At 36.4% G+C, this 21,470-nt stretch carries 14 protein-coding genes; 4 read left to right on the top strand and 10 right to left on the bottom strand.

Going from position 1 to position 21,470, the window contains the following annotated elements:
* Nucleotides 1-114: 114 nt before the first annotated feature.
* Entirely contained in the window at nucleotides 115-2,160 is a 2,046-nt protein-coding gene (locus tag Q0972_RS08840; protein ID WP_299364972.1) for a serine hydrolase, read from the bottom strand.
* A gap of 123 nt (nucleotides 2,161-2,283) precedes the next feature.
* Between Q0972_RS08840 and Q0972_RS08835 the strand changes: the two genes are divergently transcribed.
* Both Q0972_RS08835 and Q0972_RS08830 read left to right on the top strand, forming a co-directional pair.
* The gene (locus Q0972_RS08835; RefSeq protein WP_299364971.1) at nucleotides 2,284-3,213 is read left to right on the top strand and encodes an isoaspartyl peptidase/L-asparaginase family protein; all 930 of its coding nucleotides are present in this window, start codon (nucleotides 2,284-2,286) and stop codon (nucleotides 3,211-3,213) included.
* Nucleotides 3,213-4,049, top strand: coding sequence for a GNAT family N-acetyltransferase (locus Q0972_RS08830; RefSeq protein WP_299364969.1), 837 nt, complete (start codon nucleotides 3,213-3,215; stop codon nucleotides 4,047-4,049). Before Q0972_RS08835 ends, Q0972_RS08830 begins: the two co-directional genes overlap by 1 nt.
* Before the next feature lies 1 nt (nucleotide 4,050).
* Here Q0972_RS08830 and Q0972_RS08825 read toward each other — a convergent pair whose 3' ends face one another.
* The gene (locus Q0972_RS08825; RefSeq protein ID WP_299364966.1) at nucleotides 4,051-4,911 is read right to left on the bottom strand and encodes a cyanophycinase; all 861 of its coding nucleotides are present in this window, start codon (nucleotides 4,909-4,911) and stop codon (nucleotides 4,051-4,053) included.
* A 93-nt stretch (nucleotides 4,912-5,004) separates the two neighbouring features.
* Between Q0972_RS08825 and cphA the strand changes: the two genes are divergently transcribed.
* On the top strand, nucleotides 5,005-7,644 hold the full coding sequence (gene cphA / locus Q0972_RS08820; RefSeq protein WP_299364965.1) for a cyanophycin synthetase: 2,640 nt from the start codon (nucleotides 5,005-5,007) through the stop codon (nucleotides 7,642-7,644).
* Between the two features lie 75 nt (nucleotides 7,645-7,719).
* On the opposite strand, the gene Q0972_RS08815 is transcribed toward cphA, so the two are convergent.
* Entirely contained in the window at nucleotides 7,720-7,980 is a 261-nt protein-coding gene (locus Q0972_RS08815) for a hypothetical protein (RefSeq protein WP_299364964.1), read from the bottom strand.
* Between the two features lie 265 nt (nucleotides 7,981-8,245).
* On the opposite strand from Q0972_RS08815, the gene Q0972_RS08810 reads away from it, so the two are divergent.
* Nucleotides 8,246-9,670, top strand: coding sequence for an aldehyde dehydrogenase family protein (locus tag Q0972_RS08810; RefSeq protein WP_299364963.1), 1,425 nt, complete (start codon nucleotides 8,246-8,248; stop codon nucleotides 9,668-9,670).
* A 70-nt stretch (nucleotides 9,671-9,740) separates the two neighbouring features.
* Here Q0972_RS08810 and Q0972_RS08805 read toward each other — a convergent pair whose 3' ends face one another.
* From Q0972_RS08805 to Q0972_RS08775, 7 genes are all read right to left on the bottom strand, one after another.
* Complete coding sequence (locus tag Q0972_RS08805; protein WP_299364962.1) at nucleotides 9,741-12,047, bottom strand: tail fiber domain-containing protein; 2,307 nt, start codon at nucleotides 12,045-12,047, stop codon at nucleotides 9,741-9,743.
* Nucleotides 12,044-12,223 carry a hypothetical protein gene (locus Q0972_RS08800; RefSeq protein WP_299364961.1) on the bottom strand — a complete coding sequence of 60 codons (180 nt, stop codon included), beginning with the start codon at nucleotides 12,221-12,223 and terminating at the stop codon, nucleotides 12,044-12,046. The genes Q0972_RS08805 and Q0972_RS08800 overlap by 4 nt, the downstream gene beginning before the upstream one ends.
* A 123-nt stretch (nucleotides 12,224-12,346) precedes the next feature.
* Nucleotides 12,347-13,063 carry a LytTR family transcriptional regulator DNA-binding domain-containing protein gene (locus Q0972_RS08795; protein ID WP_299364959.1) on the bottom strand — a complete coding sequence of 239 codons (717 nt, stop codon included), beginning with the start codon at nucleotides 13,061-13,063 and terminating at the stop codon, nucleotides 12,347-12,349.
* Complete coding sequence (locus tag Q0972_RS08790; protein ID WP_299364957.1) at nucleotides 13,063-14,853, bottom strand: histidine kinase dimerization/phosphoacceptor domain -containing protein; 1,791 nt, start codon at nucleotides 14,851-14,853, stop codon at nucleotides 13,063-13,065. Before Q0972_RS08790 ends, Q0972_RS08795 begins: the two co-directional genes overlap by 1 nt.
* 365 nt (nucleotides 14,854-15,218) lie before the next feature.
* Nucleotides 15,219-18,575, bottom strand: coding sequence for a tail fiber domain-containing protein (locus Q0972_RS08785; protein WP_299364955.1), 3,357 nt, complete (start codon nucleotides 18,573-18,575; stop codon nucleotides 15,219-15,221).
* A gap of 176 nt (nucleotides 18,576-18,751) precedes the next feature.
* The gene (locus Q0972_RS08780; protein ID WP_299364953.1) at nucleotides 18,752-19,441 is read right to left on the bottom strand and encodes a LytTR family DNA-binding domain-containing protein; all 690 of its coding nucleotides are present in this window, start codon (nucleotides 19,439-19,441) and stop codon (nucleotides 18,752-18,754) included.
* 96 nt (nucleotides 19,442-19,537) lie between these two features.
* Nucleotides 19,538-21,367 carry a histidine kinase dimerization/phosphoacceptor domain -containing protein gene (locus Q0972_RS08775; RefSeq protein ID WP_299364951.1) on the bottom strand — a complete coding sequence of 610 codons (1,830 nt, stop codon included), beginning with the start codon at nucleotides 21,365-21,367 and terminating at the stop codon, nucleotides 19,538-19,540.
* Between the last annotated feature and the right edge of the window lie 103 nt (nucleotides 21,368-21,470).

Here is a 21,470-nt window from a genome sequence, read left to right as displayed (position 1 = left end):
ATTTTGAAGTCTATAAAACTACAAAAAGTTGAGTGCTTATTTTACAAGCACTCTATAATTTTCAATATTTAACCAAAAAGGAAGTTTTCCGAAATGCAGTTAATATGTTGATCGTTAGTTTGTTGTTTTTCCAGTGATTAAATATTGTTCGAGCCCCTCAGATAAATAATCACCTCGATTACTATTGGTGAAAACAATAAAACCTGAGTTAAGCTCTGAATACATTTTAAACAAACACTTAAAATCGCCATTGTTTCCGCCATGCCCAAAAGAAGGGCCAAAAGGTGTTTTTTCCATGGATACACCCAAGCCAAAATAGCTTTCCCAACCTTCTCTTAGGTCATCATCATCTACTACGGTATGGACTTTAAACATGTCTTCATAGGTCTCTGTATTTAGTACTTTTCGTTCTAATAGACCTAGGGCAAAATTAGAAAAATCCATTGCTTCAGTATGCATACTCCATGCCATACCTGGTCCATCAGGTAAGTTAGCTGAGCTTGCAAATCTTCCGTAATGGCCATTAGCCACATGGGTGCGCATATAATCGTTTTCGGTAAAATAGGTGTTTTTGATTCCGAAAGGATCCAATACTTCTTCTTTTACAACATCTTCAACTTTTCTTCCGGTTATTTCGATAACCACACGCTTTAAATATTCAAATCCCTCACCAGAGTATCCATAACCAGTTCCAGGTGTGAATTTGATATCAATTTTACCATCAGGATTTTCCCAAGCCCAATTAGGAAACCCAGTTTGATGCGTTAGTACATGTCTGGCTGTAATTAATTTGTAGCGCTCATCGTGGGCTATATCTTCAAAGGGTAAATAGGTGTATAAAGGCGTATCTAAATCAATAATGCCTTTCTCAGCCAAACGACAAACTGCAAATGCAAATACGGGCTTAGTAATGGATGCTGCTTCAAAAAGGGTCTTATTATTAACAGCTTTACCTGTAACGCTATTCTTGTTTCCATAGGTTTTGTGATAAACCACTTTGCCGTCTTTTATAATGACTAAGGAAACCCCTGGAATGACGTAAAATTCTTGGTAAGTAGCAATGAAATTGTCTAGCTCTGAGGGATTCTTCGGATCAAAGTCGTAAATAGTCCCTTTTTCAGGTATGATGTCTAGCGGAGTTCTTATTTTAAGCACCAAATCTTTAGCTTGATTGGTTGTACCTGGTTTGACTTCGAAAAAAGCTTTACTGTTTTTTAGATCAATGTGATTACCACTACGAAATTCCCAAAATGACTCTGCTAAATATTGTCCTTTGGGTAACATCGTTGTATAATTACCTAGGGAATCAACTTCAGCCACAGTCCATTGTTTGGGATTACTTTTGTTTATTAACGTCACTCTATCAGGAAATTCATCAATGGTGGTGTCTTCCCAAGTCAATTTCCCACTAACTTTTGATATTGTGGTGCCTTTGGCAACAGGAATGACATCCCCTAAACGTGAAGCTGACTGACTTTTCCCACCGTTTTGTCCCCATGAGATGAATGAAAATCTACCCTCTTCATCATCTGGGTCTTTGTCAGCCAAAACATGGTCTATACCAACGCTTTTGTTGAGTTGCAGATGTTCACCCAAATCAATCTTAACTTCATATGTGATGGTATTTCTGTTTCGCGACATTTGTATCGTCACCTTATCCCAATTAAAATCTTTTATTTCTGGATCCCAGCTCGCTGTATAATCATAATCTCTTTTAAAGTTTTCGCCAAATTGAAAGAGGTTAACCCCTGAGCCGTTCCATTTATGTTTATAATCTACATACAATGCATATGAATCTTGTGTAATCCATGTGGCATTTTCACTTGTGTCTACAACATGGTTATCATCCATTACTGTGACAAGAAGATAAAGGGCGCGTTCATCCATATTGTACCCAACTTGAAAATAAGCTTCAAAATCTTCTTTTTTTGGGAGCTCTCCGTAAGGCGTTGTCGCAATGGGATACTTTTCTAGTGCTATAGGCCAATCTTTGGAATCACCATCAACGGTAATAGGGTCCATTGGATAAGCATAAGCTAAAGCACCATTAGAAACCATAATACTAGATGTTGAATTAAGAGCTGGTACTTGGGGAAAAGTAAAAACAAAAAATAAAAAGAATGAAAATTTGAGGCCGCTAGATTGTGCAGATGAAAACATAATTGATGGAAAATTAGAGTTAATGTCTTATAGATAAATTGAAAGTCAATTTGTTACAGTTTGCAACCAAATTCATAAATTTTCAAAATAGTTAACTTATTTTTGAAGCTTTTAAGACCTTATATGAAAAACTACGCAATTGCTATACATGGTGGCGCAGGAACTCTGGTAAAAGGCATGATGACACCAGACCTTGAAGCAAAATATAAATCGGCGCTAAAAGAAGCCTTAGATAGTGGTTATAAAGTACTAGAAAAAGGAGAGTCAGCCATAGATGCCGTTGAAGAAGCTGTTAGGTTACTTGAGGATTCGCATTTATTCAATGCAGGAAAGGGTTCGGTCTTTACAGCTCAAGGGACTCACGAAATGGATGCAGCCATTATGGATGGGAAAACATTAAACGCAGGAGCAGTGTCTTTAATTACGGGAATTAAAAACCCTGTGTCCTTGGCCAGGGATGTTATGGAAAAAAGTGAGCATGTGTTTTTGGCTGGCGAAGGCGCGATGCAGTTTGCTGATAAACTTAACTATAAATTAGAAGATGCTGCTTATTTCTATGATGAATTTAGACATCAGCAATGGTTAGAGATTAAAGATACGGACAACTTTCAATTAGATCACTCCGTCAAGAAAGATTCAAAGTTTGGAACAGTAGGTGCAGTAGCCTGTGATAAAAACGGGAATGTGGCAGCGGCCACATCCACGGGCGGTATGACCAATAAAAAATGGGGACGTGTAGGTGATAGCCCAATGATTGGCGCAGGAAACTATGCCAATAACAAAACCTGTGCGGTAAGTTGCACTGGTAGTGGCGAATTTTTTATAAGAGCAGTTGTGGCTTACGATGTGGCCATGCTTATGGAGCACAAAGGAATGAGCCTGCAAGAAGCTTCAGAGGAAGTCATAAACAAACGAATTATAGAGATCAATGGTGACGGAGGATTAATTGCGGTTGATGCACAAGGTAATATGGCGATGCCGTTTAATACCGAAGGTATGTATAGGGCTTGTAAATCTTCAAGAGGAAAGGAAGAGATTTCAATCTATAAATAATGGACGTAAGACATTTAGGCAATACTGGTTTTAAAGTCATTATGGAATGCTTCCTCAGTGCATTTGAAAATTATTATGTGCAGATGCCAACAAATCATGATTATTATAAACAGCGCTGGAAAGCAGCTGGAGTACAGTATGATTTATCGTTTGGCATGTTTGACGGTGAGAGGTTAGTAGGTTTTATCATTAATGCTATTGATAAGCGGCAGGGTCATTTAACGGCATATAATTCAGGAACTGGTATAATTCCAGACTACAGAGGACAACGCATTGTAAAAACGATCTATGAGTATGCCATTCCAGAATTGAAAAGAAAAGGGATTGCTAAATGTCAGCTAGAAGTCATTACAGAAAACGAAAAAGCCATTAAATCTTATCAAGGAACTGGTTTCGGTATTTGTAAACATTATAAATGCTATAAAGGCACAATTTCATCTCAAGGCCAACAGGATTTTAATTTGAAAAAAGTAGAACACCAGTCCATAGATTGGCATATAATTCCTGACCAAGACTTGTATTCTTGGGATAACCAAAAGGAAAGTTTGGCAAAAGGTAATTATGAATATTATCAACTATTCGTTAATAATACAATTCAATCCTATTTTGTAATGGATTCGGCGAGTGGTTATGTAGCGCAATTTGGAGTTTTAGAAGATAGTCATAAGCAATGGGAAACACTCTTTATGGCTATTAAATCCATTAATCAAAATGTTAGAATCAATAATATTGATGAGAGGTTAAGAGATAAAATTAATGCCGTTGAATCCCTAGGACTGCAGAACTCATTCAATCAATATGAAATGGAATTATTTTTGGATTCTGCAATTGTCTAAGTTAGATAAATGGCGCTTCAATTGGCAGTACTTTTACCTTTTTCTTTTTAATATTAAACTGATCGCTATTGGACAGGATATGTGTTTTTAAATTCACAAGAGATAAAGGAGTGCCTTCTTCCAAAAGCCTATGATTATTATGTTTTAAGCTTCTGGCATCAAAGACAATGACCATTCCAGAGCCAATAACTTCAAATCTATTGTTTTTAATAATTAGGCCAGTGTCCTCAGCCAAACCTAATCCAATGAGTTTGGGATATTGTGCCACGGCTTCAGTAACACGTCCAAATCGTCCGCGACGTATAAAATGGGTGTCGATTATAAGTTCAGGGATAAGACTCAGCCCTTTGTACATTTTTACGGCACCTTTAATGAAAGATTCTGATGCACTTCCCCCGGCAATCATTTGGTTGGCCATAGCCATTGCACCAGCACTTGTACCTGCAATAACAAAGCCCTTCTCGTTTTGGTAGCGGTCCACTAAAATTTTATGGATAGATGTACCCCCTATGTTATCTGTTATTTTAGATTGGTTACCACCAGAAAACATAATACAATCAGCAGTTTTGATTAGAAAAATAGCTTCCTTAGATTCAGAATCTCTTTTAGATCTAATATCTAATATTGTAACATCTTTACATCCTAAAGTTGAGAATGCAGTGATATAACTTTTGCCAACTTCTTCAGGAATGCTAGAGGCAGTTGGGATGACAACAATTTTAGCATCCACACCACCAGCTTCTTTAACCACATGTGCCAATATCCCCTCTTCAATAAATTCTAGTGTATACATTTCATCAGCTTCTATGCCTTTGTCTTCGTTTCCGCCAATGGGTATTAAAGTTCCTTTTGCCTTATGCATAATTTTCGATCTAAAAATATTGAGTAAAAATAAACCAAATTTTCTATTGAAAATGCTATATTTATAATCTTTCACTAACTAAAACCAACACAAATGGAGATAAGAAGTATAAATGCTATGCGTGGGCCAAATTACTGGTCTGTAAGGAGACATAAGTTAATTGTGATGGTCTTAGACCTTCAGGAAATGGAGGAGAGACCTTCGGATAAAATTGAAGGTTTTTATGAGCGTATAACAACAATGTTCCCAGGAATGTATGAGCATCGATGTTCTGTAGGGGAGCCAGGCGGTTTTTTTCAGCGTATCGAGAGAGGCACTTGGATGGGTCATATTATTGAGCATATTGCTTTAGAAATTCAAACTTTAGCAGGCATGGATGTGGGCTTTGGAAGAACGAGGGGCTATGGCGAATATGGAGTTTATAATGTTGTATTCGCTTATATGGAAGAATCCGTTGGACGCTATGCCGCAAAAGCAGCAGTAAGAATTTGTGAAGCTTTGATAAGTGGAGAAGACTATGATTTATCAGAAGATATTCAGAGAATGCGCGAGCTTCGGGAGGAAGACCGTTTAGGGCCGAGTACAGGTTCTATTGTTGAAGAAGCAGAAGCAAGAGGTATACCATGGATTAGACTCAATAAATACTCCTTATGCCAATTAGGTTATGGAGCCAACCAAAAACGAATTCAAGCGACTGTTACAAGTGAAACGAGCAGTATAGGTGTTGAGTTGGCCTGTGATAAGGAAGATACCAAATATCTGTTAGAACAAGCTGAGGTTGAAGTGCCAAGAGGAGATATTATTCGTCGAGAACGCAGTTTGGAAGAAGCATGTCGTTATGTAGGCTTTCCTTTAGTGATAAAGCCTATTGATGGCAATCATGGTCGAGGTATTACAGTCAATATTCAGAATTATGATGAAGCACTCGAAGCATTTAGACATGCCAAAAATAGCTCAAGAAGTGGAGCTATCATCATCGAAAAATTTATTGTTGGTGAAGATTATAGGCTATTAGTGATCAATCATAAATTAGTGGCTGCGGCGCTTCGTTCACCAGCCCATGTAATTGGAGATGGAAAATCAACAGTTCAAGAGTTGATTGACGAAGTCAACAGAGATCCGCGTCGTGGTTATGGTCATGAAAAAGTACTAACACAGATCACAGTAAATGAATTGACCCAAACCATAATCAAAGATGCTGGTTATGCATTAGATTCGGTAATACCCGATGGTGAGAAGTTGGTTTTAAAAGATACGGCTAATTTGAGTACTGGCGGTACAGCCGAAGATGTGACCGATATCGTTCATCCCTCCAATATTGCTATGGCAGAACGTATTTCTAAGATTATAGATCTTGATATTTGTGGTATTGATGTAATGACCACTGATATATCCAAGCCTTTATCTGAAACAGGCGGAGCGGTATTGGAAGTTAATGCAGGGCCAGGATTTAGAATGCATTTGGCACCAACAACAGGTTTACCTCGTAATGTTGCGGCTCCTGTAATAGACAAGCTATTCCCGCAAAAAGGCGATACAGGTCGAATTCCAATTATAGCCCTTACGGGAACTAATGGAAAAACCACAACATCGCGTTTAATTGCTCATATTGCAAAGATGAAAGGTTATCGTGTCGGCTATACCACAAGCGATGGTGTTTATATTCAGAATAGACTGCTGATGACCGGCGATTGTACGGGTCCATCAAGTGCAGAATTTGTGCTTAAAGACCCTACTGTAAATTTTGCGGTTTTAGAGTGCGCACGCGGTGGGTTATTGAGAGCTGGATTAGGATTTAAAAAATGTGATGTTGGGATAGTAACTAATGTCGCAGCTGATCATTTGGGGTTAAAAGGCATCCATACCGTTGAACAATTAGCAAAAGTTAAGGGCGTAATCCCTGAAACTGTATTACCAGATGGTTATGCCATTTTAAATGCCGATGACGATTTAGTATATGACATGCGCAGAAGCGTGGATTGTAATGTGGCATTGTTCTCAATGGACGAAAACAATCCTAGGATAAAGGCCTTACAGCGTCTTCACGGTATTACAGCAGTATACGAAAATGGATATGTCACCATATGTAGAGGGGAATGGAAAATGCGTATTATGAAAGCCGAGAACATTCCATTGACCTATGGTGGAAAAGCGAAATTCATGATTCAAAATGTATTGGCGGCAATTTTAGCAGTACATGTACAAGGCATTAGTATAGAGGATATGAAAGCAGGTTTGGAGACTTTTATTCCATCTGCAGCTCAGACACCAGGGCGATTGAATTTATTTAAGTTTAACGACTTTAATATTCTATTGGATTATGCACATAATGCTGCAGGTATGCGAGCACTTCAAAAATTCACTAACGAGCTTGATGCTACAGTGAAAGTGGGTATTATTGCAGGTATTGGCGATCGTCGAGTGGAGGATAATAATGAAATGGGGTCTATAGCAGCCGAAATGTTTGATGAAATTATAATTCGTCAGGATAAGCATTTACGTGGTAAAACCGAGGAAGGACTTATTAAGATGCTCAATGATGGTATTAAAATGAAAGATCCTAACAAGAAAACGACCATTATCCCATCAGAAAGGGAGGCTATTACGCATGCCGTTAAACATGCTGAAAAAGGCTCGTTGATTATTCTTTGCAGTGATGTTGTCCCTGATGCCCTTGAATTAGTTAAGGAACTAAAAGAAAAAGAAGCCAGGGGAGAACTTAATTTAGCATAGTACTCTATTGTATGGAAACAAAAAAAGGCCAAAACATTGTTTTGGCCCTTTGATGGTTAATAGCATATTTATTGATTAGCAAAGCTTTACAGTTTTTACTTTTATTTGTAAACTCTTTCTGTAAGCTTTAATGCTTATAATTTCGTTACTCTTTTTACGGTTTATTTTTAAAACCTTAGCCTTTACTTCAGCAGAAATAAAAGTTTTCTTTACTTCTGGCTTTTTAGCTTCAGCAGTCTCAACAAGTTCTGTCTCTACATTACTAACAACATCTTGCTGAGCAAAACCTGCTAGAGACATTGTTAAAAATAATATGATGACTAAACCTTTTTTCATGACTGTTAAATTATTTTTTGTTTTAACTTCGGTTCAAAGAAACGCAGGTTTGTTTGTTCGTTATGAAATTTTTGGATGAAACAAGGGGATAATTAGATAACTGACATCAGTTAACCAAAAACATCGACGAAATACACAAAATGGGCTTGTAGCCCTTTAAAAGCGTTGGTTTTATAGATAAAAAACCCTAAGATTTAGACCAAATACACGAGTTTGTCAATAACATCGACGAAATGCACAAATTGATTTAATTTCATAAGTGAAAATGGAAGAATACGATAAGACATATAATGAGAATCCCTACTTTGAATTGTTTCAAAGGCAAAAAACAAAACAGCTTAGCATTGGTCGACATTCTTATAACTATAGAATAAAACAGCTAAATAAGCTTAAGATAGCCATTGGAAAAACTTACCGAGATAGAATCTTAGAAGCCTTACGTAAAGACTTAGGTAAACCAAAAGTTGAATCAGAATTAACAGAGGTTTATCAGATCATCGGAGAAATTAAGCACGCAAAAACCCATTTACACAAGTGGATGCGTAAACATAAGGTTAAAACACCTTTGTCTATGTTAGGAGCTACATCACATTATATTTATGAACCAAAAGGCGTTTGCTTAATCATCTCGCCCTGGAATTTCCCTTTTAACCTAACATTCGGACCACTGGTTTCAGCAATTGCAGCGGGTAATTCTGCAATTATTAAACCTTCGGAAATGACTCCAAGTTCTTCAGCACTTATGGCAGAAATAGTGGCACAGGTTTTTAAAGAAGATGAAGTGGCCTTAGTTGAGGGTGAAGTAGAAACCTCTACTCAATTATTAAAACTACCATTTAATCATATCTTTTTTACGGGATCTCCAAATGTTGGTAAGATTATTATGACAGCTGCAGCTAAACATCTCACATCAGTGACTTTAGAGCTTGGAGGTAAATCACCAACTATAATTGACGAAACAGCAAATATTGATAAAGCTGCTAAAAAAATTATTTGGGGAAAATTTATGAATGCTGGCCAGATTTGTGTGTCACCAGATTATGTGTTGATAAATAATAGTATTAAAGACAAATTTGTTGAAGCTTGCAAGAAATGGCTAGGCCATTTTTATTCTGAAAAACCAGAAAATTCTGATTCTTATTCAAGAATTGTAACTCAAAAACATTTTGAACGCTTAAAAGCACATTTAGATAATGCAAAAAGCTTGAATGCTAAAATTGAGATAGGAGGACAAATAGATGGTGAATCTAAATATATTTCACCAACCATTGTTTCAGGATTAAAAGAAAGTGCGTCATTGCTTGAACACGAAATATTTGGCCCAATCTTACCTGTTGTAACATATAATGATTTAGGTGAAGCAATTGATTATATCAATTCAAAAGAACGTCCCTTAGCGCTTTATATTTATAGTAAAAGTAGAACTAACACTAAGAGAATCTTAAATCATACAAGAGCGGGAGGCACTTGCATTAACAATAATGTAATTCATTACTCTAATCATAACTTACCTTTCGGTGGTATAAATAATAGCGGTATAGGTAAAAGTCATGGGTTTTATGGATTTAAGGTGTTTAGTAATCAGCGCGCCGTTGTAAGACAACACACCTATGGTATTAACGAATTACTGTTTCCTCCATATACCCGCTTCAAGGAAACACTAGCAAGACTGACCATAAAATGGTTTTAAATAAAAAGCCCGCTCTCTACTGCGGCTTTTTTTTGCAACTGCTATCGGTTGCACTCAAAACATAGTTGAGTTATTTGTTACTCTCTAAAGTAGTGAGGCGTGCTTCTATCGCCTCAATTTTGCTAAGCTTTGCTCTCAACGTTTCATTTTTTTGTTTTAAGTCATCCACTTCTTTTTTAAGTTCTTTTATGGCTTCTATTACCAGTGGATCGTAATCGCCATAAGCTGTTTGTAGATAGCCTAAGGCATCTTCCGAAACCTTTTCGGGGAAAACTCTTTGTAGATCTTGTGCGATGAAACCATATTGAATGCCAGTTGGTCTTTGGGTGCCTGTTCGTTGGTCATTCCATTCATAAGTAACCCCTTGTAGTTGAGCTATCTTTGTTAGGGCTTCTTTTCCCTTAATAGATTGTATATTTTTCTTCAATCTTCTATCTGAGTTGCCTATAAAAGCTCCGGCCGTACTTTTTGAGGCTTCTCCCTCTACTTCTAGGGCATTGGTAGCAGGCGCTCTTCCAATACCTAATTGGTCATTAATTCGAAGTATATCGTTATCAAATTCTCCATAGATTAAGGCATTGTCAGCATTCTCATTGCTATTCTCGAGATAAAAGCGGTTGCCGTTGGTTTCGTTCTCTCCAGCACTATTGCCTATAAATATGCTTCCTGAGGCATCGTAATTGAGATAAGCTGCATAGTTTCCAATAACAATGTTGTTACTTCCGGTGCTGTTATTTTCTACAGCTGAGTTTCCTATGACTATATTTTGAAAGCCATTGATATTCCTTCCAGCAAAGCTCCCAATGGCAATATTTGAGCCACCTGTAGTGGTGTTAGACATGGCACTTAAGCCAATAGCAATATTTGAATTGGCTATAGTAGAAGAGGCCAAAGCTGTATTGCCTAGAGCAACATTGCCTGATCCGGTGGTGCTAGAGGTCAAACTCACTTCCCCAATTGCAGTATTAAAGGAACCCGTTGTATTACTACTTAAGGCAGAACTTCCAACTGCAGTATTTAAGAACCCCGTTGTATTACTACCCAATGCTGAACTTCCAAATGCAGAGTTTTCACTACCTGATGTATTTTGAGCTAAGGCAGAATTTCCAACACCAGTATTTCCTCCACTTCCTGCGTCATTGTCACCAGAATTGGCGCCAAGATAGACTGAAAATCCATCAGAGTTGCCATCTGTTAAATCATTAATCTCATTAACACTTGTTATCACTGATGAAGGATCTGCCCAAGTGGCATTGCCATTGGCATCCGAAGACAGAATGTAACCATTAGATTCGTTGCCGTCTGAGTATTGAAAGTTACCTTCAACATCTAAAGTGGCTGATGGACTACCATGTCCTATACTTAGCTGACCAGCATCGTCTAGAACAAAAAGATTAGATGCTGTAGAAGAAGCGATATTAATACCTACGTTAAAAGCAAGGTCACCAGTTGATGGTGCGTTTCCGCCAGCACTGCCATCGTTATATGTGCTAGCTGTAGAATAGTATCCATAAATTGATTGAGATAACCATACACCATAGTTTGTATCCTCTATTTCAACAGAATAATTAAAACCTGTTGCTATTGTAATCCCTGGGTTAAAGACTACCCGTCTGGTGCTTGGTGAAGCTGAGTAGCTTATAGAAAGCACACTTGTATATATTAAACTTCCGTTTTGTCTTATGGTCACTCTAGTATCTTGATTACCTGTACTTGAACCTCTTGCGTAGAATTCAATATAGTTTAATTCACCTGTTTGAGTCGTTATAAATGATTGAGTCATACCGCCATCGATTGCAGCATTTAAATTGGTTGTAGCGCCTGAAATATTTGATACTATTTGAGTAGGACTAAGTGTTGTGACGTTTCCAGTAGCTTCAATCACATTTTTTCCACTAGATACACCAATATCCAAAGTAGCATTAGGGTTAGTTTCGTTTAAGCCTACATCACCATCTTGATCTAGTACCATTTGCTGAACATTATTCGTTCTAAATCTTATAGCTTGGTTATTGGTGGTACCAATAAAATCGGAAGTGTTGATATCATTTCCTGTTTTTGTCCAATTATCATTTGTAATCCCACTAGTCATCTTAATCCAACTCGTTGTGTCATTATCCCAATAATAAAAACCTTTGCCAGACTCACCAGTTCCTGTGTAAAATACTAACATACCATCTTGGTTTGTGGTCATAGATGCAGTGGTGGGTAAAGCATCTACCCTAGGGATTAATATGCCATCCAAATTTGTGGGAGAACTTGTACTAGAGGCACTAATATCTAATTGTGCTTGCGGGTTGGTATTACCAATACCAACTTGTGCTGGTAACACTCGGAATAATAAAGCAATGATGAGGGTGAGTAAAAATCGTTTCATAATTTGAATTGTATTGGTGAAAGCGTCACGGTATGTTGCTTTAGTGTAAATCCTTTAAGTACTATTCTTTTATTGTTACTCCTTATATTTTGATTAAACAAGACTTCTCCTTTTTTAGATAAGATCGTTACTCTAAAATCACCATCGTAGTCGGTTTGTAATTCTATATAAGGCATTTTTTGGTTAGAAACCATAAGGATTTTCTGTGAAGTTAGTTACAGAAAAAACTTAAAATTCAGCTATTTGGTAGTTTTGCCAAATTCTTTAGCTAACGGTAAGATTTAATTAGTGAATGAAAACTACAGAAGATTGAGTTGTTGCATTAACCTATCCTTGTGCGATTTACTGTAGGGTATTTTATGATGTCCTATAAAAATATAGCCTTCGTGTATAGAGTCTATTTTAGAAAAATTAATGACGTAAGAACGATGCACTTTAAGGAACTTTGAAGGGGGTAGTTTTTCTTCAACACGTTTGAGTGTATGGCTTATAAGATGCTTCTTAGTGGATGTATACAAATTACAGTAATTATCGTAAGCTTCAAAATAGAGAATATCATTCTGTTCTACCTTAATAAGTTCACCTTTATTTTTTATAAAAAAGGATTCACTTTTTTGATTTACAGAGATATCTGAATTTGTATTTTGATATTTGTGATAGGCTAGTTCAATATTAGTGGTAAGCGTATTTTCATTAAATGGCTTTACAATATAACCGGATGGATTTGTTTCTTTAACACGCTCAAGTGTTTTCTCATCAGATAGGGAGGTAAGGTAAATAAAAGGGATATCTATTTTCTTTTTTAGATAGCTTACAAGATCTATACCGTCCATATCTCCCTTTATCATAATATCAACCAAAACTAAATCGGGCTTTAGGTTTTCAATATCAAAAATGGCCTCTTTAGCTCTAAGGCTAATACCTGTAATAGAATGCTTTTCGTTTTCTAAAATTGCTTTAATGGTCTCTGCAATTAAAGGCTCATCTTCTACAATATGAATGTTTAATGATTTCATTATGTGTGTATAATTTCAAAATCATGAATTACTAATTGCGCGTGAGTGCCTTTTGGTAAAATTGCTTTAATATTGAATTGTGCATCTAATTTTCTAGATAAGGAATGAATTAATTTAAGTCCAAACGATTTATCTTTTTTTGTTTCATCAAAACCAATACCATTGTCAATAACATTCAATTTAAGAATGTCTTTTTCTTTGGCAAAGCTTATACTCATTTTTTTATCGTCACTTTCAGTATTAAATGCATGCTTAATTACATTGACGATAAGTTCATTTAAGATGAGGCCAACGGTCGACAGTGTATCTACACTTAGCACCATGTTTTCAACATCTAACTGGTATTCAATATGTTGTGATTTTAGTTTATGGCTACTAAAAACATCATCAATTAAATCGGTGAAATAGCTTTGGGTTTCCACCCCGGTAATGTATTTTCTGTTATATAGTTTTTGATGGATTAGTCCCAAAGATCTTACTCTAGATTGGGCATCTTTAAGCGTGTTCTTTGCTTCGTTGTCTTCGATATTTTGACCTTGTAAAAAAAGCAAAGAAGACACCATCTGCAAACTATTCTTTACCCTGTGGTGAATTTCCTTAAAAAGGGTTTCTTTTTCTTTTATGGTTACCTCCAATTCATCTCTCTGTTCTGCTAGTTTAAGTTTTTGTTTTCTATTTCTATAGGCGAAGTAACCTAATAGAGTTGCTACCATGAGTCCTACTAGAGCAAGAATTGAATATAGTCGTTTTTGTTGTTCTTTATTTTTATTTTCAATTTGCAAAAGACTTAACTCTGCATCTTTTTGTTGTGATTTGTATTTGGCCTCTATATCCAGAACAATTTGGTCCTTTTGTTTTTCTTTAATTTCTTCAAAAATCTTTATGTAATCATTACGATAAGTCAAAGCGGTTTTGTAGTCTTTTGTTAGTGTGTAATAATCTGCAATATTTCTAATAAGTAGGCTTTTGTCCCTAAGCCCTTGAGCATTGATAGCAGCTTTAGCCCTGTTAAGAATAGAAGTCATGCCGGTAGTATCCTTTGACTTCACTTTTGCATGGATGTATAAATACAAGTTTAATTCCGAATCTGGATTGTCTGGGTGTTGTTCAATAGACTTGTTTAAATAATATAGAGCCTCTCCAAATTTTTCTTGCTTCACATACAGATAACCTAGATTAGCATAGGTTGAATAATCGAGATCTTTTCTTTCGGGTATTTCGAGACTAGCTTTCATTAATTCTGCAGCTTTATTAAAGTTTTCTAAGCTAGAATTAACGGAGCCCAAATTAATAATACATTTTTTTTGAAGAACTTTATCCCCTGAGTCTCTTGCCAGTTCTAATGCCTTTGTGTAATATTCTAACGCACGGTCATAATTGTCGGAAGTGTGAAACATCACTCCCAGAGAATGGTGTATGGAAGCCTCGTAGTCTAAATTATTATCCTGGCATACTCGTATGCCCTCAAAATAGTGTTTACTTGCCTGGGCGTAGTTGCCTCTAGCGACCTCATGGAATATACCTTTGGTTTCAAGGGCTATAGCTTCACCTAAAGGATACGCATTGTTTTTGGAGAGTTTTAGAGCTTTATCTGCAAAAAACAAAGCACTATCATTTTCTTCGAGAATAAATTCCCAAGATAAATCAGCATAGAGCTGTATTTTTTGAGATATTTTTGTGGTGGTATCAATAGCCTTTAATAATTTTTCTTTTTCTGAATTAAGCTGACCTGTAGCTTTATTTACAATAGAAATAAAAACCAAAGTCATTATTTTTAGCGTTTTGCGCATAGGCTTTAAAGGCATTAATCTAGATAGTTGAAGACAAGTAGACTATTATTAACTAAGACTAACTTAAATTACTAAATAAATCCAAAACAAAAAAAGCCGCTCCCTACAGCGGCTTTTTATCTCTAAATGTTTTAATCTAAAACTAGATTAATAGCTACGTAAAGTTAGTAGAATCGTATTTTGTAATCAGCTTTTTTTAGTGAATGGACACTTTTCTTTAGTGAAATAATCAAAATTCTGTAGCGATAATTTTAAAAAAGAAAAAGTCGCTCCCTACTGCGACTTTTTCTATTGTCCGACAAAACTTTACGGCGTCGGACTCAAAACATAATTATTATATGAATTATAAATCAACTATAAACAGTTTATTCTTTAGTATTGGAAGCTATAGGGTTATTAACTGTTGTTCCAATCATGTTTTTTTCAATGGCCAAAAGTCTAGCTTCTAATTGAGCCATTTTATTGAGTTGCTCTTTTAGAGCAGCATTTTCTGCTTCTAGCGTCTCAATTTTTGAGTTTAACTCTTGAATCGCTTTTACGGTAACAGGAATGATTTTATCATAGTTGACTGACCATAGTTCTTTGTTTTCATTCTTTGGAACAAAGGTGGCTTCGGGCAGAACTTCTGCTAGCTCTTGAGCAATAAACCCAATAGTTCTAGTTTTGCTATTTTGATCTAATTGAAGCAATCCGTTGTCAAATGAAGAACTATGATGCATATATGATTTTGGTGTCATCTTTAAGATGGTTTCTAAACCATAAGGTATGGTTTGTTGGTTTTTCTTTACCCTGCCATCACTATAATTAACCCATGCATTGGCGCGTCCTTGACCGACGGAAGCTGTTGCGCTATTGGGTAATTCTAAGGCATAAGTAGGGTTACTATCATTAATACCCACGCGTCCATCACCACGAATATGAATAATATTACCAGTAGTGGTATGGTTAATGTTAAATCGGCTCTCAGAAGTTGTATTATCTGCTCTTCCAAAAAGGAGCCATTCGTTGGTTGTTTCGATACTATTGGTCATTCTTATTCTAGCACCGTCGTTAGCTTGAGTTTCTGATAATTCTATATGTGAAATTGTGGCACCACTATTTCTTGTAACTTCAACTTGAGCATTTGCCCTAAGAATTTCATTGTCCATTTCGCCATAGATAAATGATGCTGTCCCATTGTCAGCGTTGTCAATGACTAATTTGTTACTCCCAGTCATGGATAGTCCTGCAGCATGTCCAATAAAAATATTTGATGAACCATTCATATTTTCTCCTGCTGTATGTCCTATAACTACATTAAAGCTACCATTTACCAGATTCTCCGCAGCCTGTTCACCAAGGCTCGTATTTCCATTTCCAATTTGTAGATCCAGTAGTGAGCCTAGACCTAAAGCAGTATTATCTCGTCCAGCTGTGAGGGTTGATAGTGTGAGTCCGCCGATTGCTGTGTTGTCTACACCTGTAGTCATTGCAATCCCAGAATTTCTTCCAACAAAGGTATTTCTGGTTCCCGTTGTCACTGCATTACCCGCATTTTCACCTATCCATACAGATTGCAATTGCGTTGTTTCAATCTGTCCTTTAGCCGTAATACGAACTTTTTCGGTATTATTGGTTCTAATGGCTAGGTCTTGATTGTCGGTGGTACCAATAAAGTTAGTAGATGGATTGGTTCCGGCATTTCCTGTGGTCGTCCAATCATTACCAGTTCCATCTTGCAAAGAAGCTAGGTTAACAGTTTGTAGTGGTTGTCCATCATCTTCTAAAGATAATCTTAACGTAGTACCAGATAAGCTAAAGTTGTCTATAGTTTGATCATCTGTATCCGTAACCACTAATGACGGATCCACCCAACTGACGTTTCCAACGCCATCAGAACGCATGATTTGCCCATTTGTTCCTCTTGATGCTGGCAGTGTATATGTATTGATGGTGGTCGTTCCTATTGAAACATCACCTAAAAAATATCCGGCGAATCCGTTAGTTGTTTGCACATTAGAATAAATACCATACTCTGTACCACTGCCATTAACAGGAATAGTAACTTCTACTCCATAAAAGTTGAAGCTTCCAGAAGCATATTTAGCTATATCTACTTGCGTATCTCCATTATTATTAAATGCAGAGATCGCAGATCTGTTGGCTAAAGTATAGACGCTGTTAACAGAAACATCAATTGAATTGCCTCTTTGGGCTCCATGATTTACAGTAATGACATTATCGTCCGAATTAACATCGTTTCCAATCCTGACTGAGTTTTGATTTCCTAGCGAATTAACGCTGAACAAATAATCTGTAGGTGTAGTAAGCCCCAAACTAAACTCGCCGTCATTTTGAATTCTAAAGGCTTCAGTACCATTGGCTGAATAGGCTGTGGTAGTTATGGTTGGGCTAAAAAAGCCGGTGTTTAAATCAGCGAAGCGAATACTTGGGTCTGCTGTGGTGCCAGCGTCGAACTGAATCTCGTCAACACGGTTATCACCATCAGGATTTAAAAAGTAAGATACATTGTCCCAATCGAAAATACGGTCGCTGATGTAAAGCTGATTGTTAGTAGCATTGGTGTCACCAATATAGACGTTACCAGATTGACGCTCAATATCTCCGCCTACTTCTATCCAATCGGTATCCGTAGTATTAATTGTTTGAAACGATATATTTCCTGCACCATCCGTGGTCATTACCTGGCCATTGGTACCATCGGCGCTAGGCATTAAATAACGATTAGAGGACGAATTACCTAATGATGTTCTTCCTATAAAATACCCTGCAAACCCTGAGGCTTTTTGAACATCGCTATATATGCCATAATGGGTTCCACCAGCGGTACTCGCAATTAATGAATATGTTCCGTATTTTGCTCCAGAGCCTGTTCCTGAAATTGTATTATACGTACCATATCTTTGACCATTTCCACTAGAATCAAAATCATTATATACGCCGTAGAGACTTCCTGTAATTGTAAATGCTGGGGGACTTGAATTAAAAAAACCATAATTAGTATTAGTTGTTCCTCCCGTCCAATGGTTTTGTACACCTACTCGTATTGAAGGCGTTCCAAAATTACTGAACGAATTAAACATGCCGTACCGTGATCCGGATCCTGTAGTCAAAAATTCATTCCGAACACCTGTTACATTATTAATATCGTCACCTTCGAGTCTATTATGCAATCCTCTAAGTAAAGCAACATCTGATACCGTTGTTTGGTTATAGATACCATGCATGGTACCACTACCTGTGCCTGTACCCGCAGATGTTAAATAGATGCTTTGGGCGTGTTCGCTAAAATTACTAGTTACCTGAAGTTTTCCATTGGTGACGCTATTTAGACCAATTCCTACTGCTCCTAAAGTATAAATATTATCGTTAATATTATCAGGTGGATTAAAGCTTCCTTCTTCGTACCAATCGTTATCGGTAACACCAGAAATAATTATCCAACTTGTTGTATTGTTATTCCAATAATAAAACCCTTTTCCAGAGGCACCTGTGCCCGTGTAAAAGATAAGCATACCATCTTGAGCCGCTGTAGGTGAAGTGGATGGAAATGCACTCATTCGTGGGATTAAGATACCATCGTTATTGGCAGGAGTCGTAGTACTACTTGCAGAAATATCTAAACTTGCTTGTGGGTTGGTATTGCCTACACCCACTTGCGAGTATCCTACAAATACTGATAGTAAAAAGGATAAACTGAAAAGTAACAACCTAGTTTTCATAATTCATATGTTTTGAGTTTGTAGTTGTTAAATCGTTCGAAGAAGTTTGTAGAGAAACGATCTGACAACTGTAATAAACTGATTAATAGCTATCTAAAGCTAGTTCAAAATCAAAGCCTTGGGTTGTTGTTTTTAGTAAAGACCTGTTTTTATTTAGTGAATACAGCTAAGCTTAATTATATGCTTTTTAACTTGCTCACGACTAAGCCTTTTTGGGAAGCACTAACAGGAATACTGTCAGTTTTTAGGGAAATTGTGTTTTTGTCAACACTTAGTATATGCTTGAGATTGACTACATATGAGCGATGTGCTCTAACAAAGTCACTGCCTTCTAGTTGCTCGGAAATATGTTTAAGTGTATGAGGTACTAAATAGGTTTGTGTTTTGGTAACTATATAACAATAATTATCATAAGCCTTGAGATAACTTATTGTGTCTTGATTGATTCGGTGTAGCCGCCCTTCGTGCTTTACGGTTAGAAAATGCTGTTGGGAATCGTTGTAATTATGCCATGCTAATTCGATATTAGTTCGTAAGCCTGTTTCAGTAAAAGGCTTTACAATATATCCTAAGGGGTTGGTTTGCTTAACACGTTCGATGGTATTTGGGTCTGTTTGGGAAGATAAAAACAGATAAGGTTGTTTTTTCTTGTCTAACTCTGTTGCCAAATCCACGCCGTCCTTGTTACCGGATAATTGAATATCAATTAACACTAAGTCTGGTTTTAAACGTTGAATATCACTTAAAGCCGTATAATAGTCTTCAGCATCACCAATGGCATAAAACCCTTGTTTTCTTAAGGCGACTTCAATTGTAGAAACAATAATTGGTTCGTCTTCAACAATGTAAATATTTAGGGATTTCAAGACCTTTTTTATTTTTGAATAATCTAATCAATCACTAATTTACAACTATCTTTTTTTAGTAAAGCCCTTTGTTTTTTTAGTAAATGTTGTTTTCAATTAAAGCAAGGTGTATTTTCTCATTACTAATTTGGCTTCGGTACCTTTATTTAGGATAGAAGAATAATCTAGTGTAGCATTAAGCTTTTTAGAGAGGGCTTTCATTAAAGTAATACCAAACGATGTATTTTTTACTTCACCTTCAAAGCCTTTGCCATTGTCCATTACCTTAAGTTCGAGGTTGTTACCTTGTTTATTAAAAAGGATGTCTATTTTGCTCTTTGAAGTAACGTCATCAAAGGCATGTTTGAGGGTATTCACAATAAGTTCGTTTAAAATAAGTCCTACGGGTGTAATGGTTTCAATATCCAATACTAAAGATTCTATGTCTAAATGGTAGGCGATAGGTTCGGATTTAAATTGATGACTCTCAAATATATCCCTTACCAAATCACTGAAATAATCTTTGGTATTTATACCAACCAATTCATCTTTATTATAAAGTTTTTGATGAATTAATACCATAGAGCGCACCCTGTTTTCAGCTTCTTTGATAGCGATCTTGGCTTCTTTGTCTTCAACACTTTCGGATTGAAGGTACAACAGGCTAGATACAATTTGAAAGCTATTCTTAACACGGTGATGTGTTTCTTTTAGAAGCACATTTTTTTCGTCTATTGTGGCTTCGAGTAGTTTCTTTTGTTTAGCTAATTGTATGTTCTTTTTTCTGTTGTTGTAGAATAAGATTCCAAACGCTAAAGCTGTTACAATACCTATTGCTAATAGGAATAGATATAATTTTTGCTCTCTTTCCTTTTTTTTAAGCTCTTCTTCTGTTTTCTCGGTTTGGTACTTTGTTTCTAGCTCATAGACCGTTTGGTCTCTTTGTTTTTCTTTAATGGTTTCATAAGCCTTTAAATAGTCATCCCTGTATAATAATGCAGTTTTATAGTCACCGATCATTCTATAATAATTGGATAGCGACATTATTAATAGGCTATTGTCTCTTAACGACTTGTGTGTTTTTAAAAAAGATTTTGCACGTTCTAAAACAGGTTGCATAGCCGTGGTATCTTTTAATGCAATTTTTGCATTTAAAAGATAGGTTAGGTTTTCATCAGCACCATAATTATCGGCATGCAGAGCTGTTGCCAATTCCAAATATGGCAAAGACTCTTGGTATTTATCTTGCCTTATGTATAAATTGCCCAAGTTAGCATAGGTGTCGTAGTTTAAATCCTTGAGAATGTTAATCTCTAGGCTCTTAAGCAAGAGTTTTTCAGCTTTATTGTAATTTCCAAGGGAAGAGTTTATAGTGCCCAGGTTAATTAAGCACTTTTTTTGAAGTCCTAAATCGTCTGACTTTAGAGCTTTACTATAAGAAATATTATAATATTCTAAAGCTTTTTCATAGTTATCTGACGTATGAAACATCACTCCTAAAGAATGGTATATTGATCTGTCGTAATCTAGATTATGCTTTTCGCAAATCGATATACCTTCAAAATAAAGACTACTGGCTTTTTCGTAATCACCTTCTACAATTTCATAAAAAAGACCACTTGTTTCTTTGGCAATGGCTTCCCCGAGAGCATAGTTGTTGTTTTTTGAAAAATCTAATGCCTGCTTTGAATAGATCAAAGCACTATCGTTCTCTTCGATAGTATATTCCCAAGCCAAATCCACATAAAACTGAACTTTTTTTTCTACACTATTGGTAGATTTTATGGAGTCCTTTAGTTGATCTTTTAAGGATACATTTTGAGCTATTGAAACGGTAGAGACAAAAATAAAAATCCAAAAATAGTTCAATGTAATGAGGTTAGCGGTTAGCACCAACAATTTAAGAATTTTCTTCCTTATTAAAAAAATCGGATTGTATTTGCTCATTTACAGTATTTTACAGTGTGCTCATCGCTTTAGCTGCCGCGTTGTCAGCATATCAGGTAGCAATAAATAATGGTCAGAAAGACTTTTCATTTTCTGACTCAAA

It is taken from the genome of Winogradskyella sp. (assembly GCF_028282165.1).
Lineage (GTDB): Bacteria > Bacteroidota > Bacteroidia > Flavobacteriales > Flavobacteriaceae > Winogradskyella.
This window is presented reverse-complemented; position numbering and strand designations above follow the sequence as displayed.

Excerpts from the sequence above, each read along its gene's own strand:
- Q0972_RS08830 (WP_299364969.1), top strand. The coding sequence starts at position 3,213 with ATGGACGTAAGACATTTAGGCAATACTGGTTTTAAAGTCATTATGGAA.
- Q0972_RS08790 (WP_299364957.1), bottom strand. The coding sequence starts at position 14,853 with ATGCGCAAAACGCTAAAAATAATGACTTTGGTTTTTATTTCTATTGTA.
- Q0972_RS08805 (WP_299364962.1), bottom strand. The coding sequence starts at position 12,047 with ATGAAACGATTTTTACTCACCCTCATCATTGCTTTATTATTCCGAGTG.
- Q0972_RS08825 (WP_299364966.1), bottom strand. The coding sequence starts at position 4,911 with ATGCATAAGGCAAAAGGAACTTTAATACCCATTGGCGGAAACGAAGAC.
- Q0972_RS08840 (WP_299364972.1), bottom strand. The coding sequence starts at position 2,160 with ATGTTTTCATCTGCACAATCTAGCGGCCTCAAATTTTCATTCTTTTTA.
- Q0972_RS08810 (WP_299364963.1), top strand. The coding sequence starts at position 8,246 with ATGGAAGAATACGATAAGACATATAATGAGAATCCCTACTTTGAATTG.
- Q0972_RS08835 (WP_299364971.1), top strand. The coding sequence starts at position 2,284 with ATGAAAAACTACGCAATTGCTATACATGGTGGCGCAGGAACTCTGGTA.
- Q0972_RS08800 (WP_299364961.1), bottom strand. The coding sequence starts at position 12,223 with ATGCCTTATATAGAATTACAAACCGACTACGATGGTGATTTTAGAGTA.
- Q0972_RS08785 (WP_299364955.1), bottom strand. The coding sequence starts at position 18,575 with ATGAAAACTAGGTTGTTACTTTTCAGTTTATCCTTTTTACTATCAGTA.
- Q0972_RS08815 (WP_299364964.1), bottom strand. The coding sequence starts at position 7,980 with ATGAAAAAAGGTTTAGTCATCATATTATTTTTAACAATGTCTCTAGCA.
- Q0972_RS08795 (WP_299364959.1), bottom strand. The coding sequence starts at position 13,063 with ATGAAATCATTAAACATTCATATTGTAGAAGATGAGCCTTTAATTGCA.
- Q0972_RS08775 (WP_299364951.1), bottom strand. The coding sequence starts at position 21,367 with ATGAGCAAATACAATCCGATTTTTTTAATAAGGAAGAAAATTCTTAAA.
- cphA (WP_299364965.1), top strand. The coding sequence starts at position 5,005 with ATGGAGATAAGAAGTATAAATGCTATGCGTGGGCCAAATTACTGGTCT.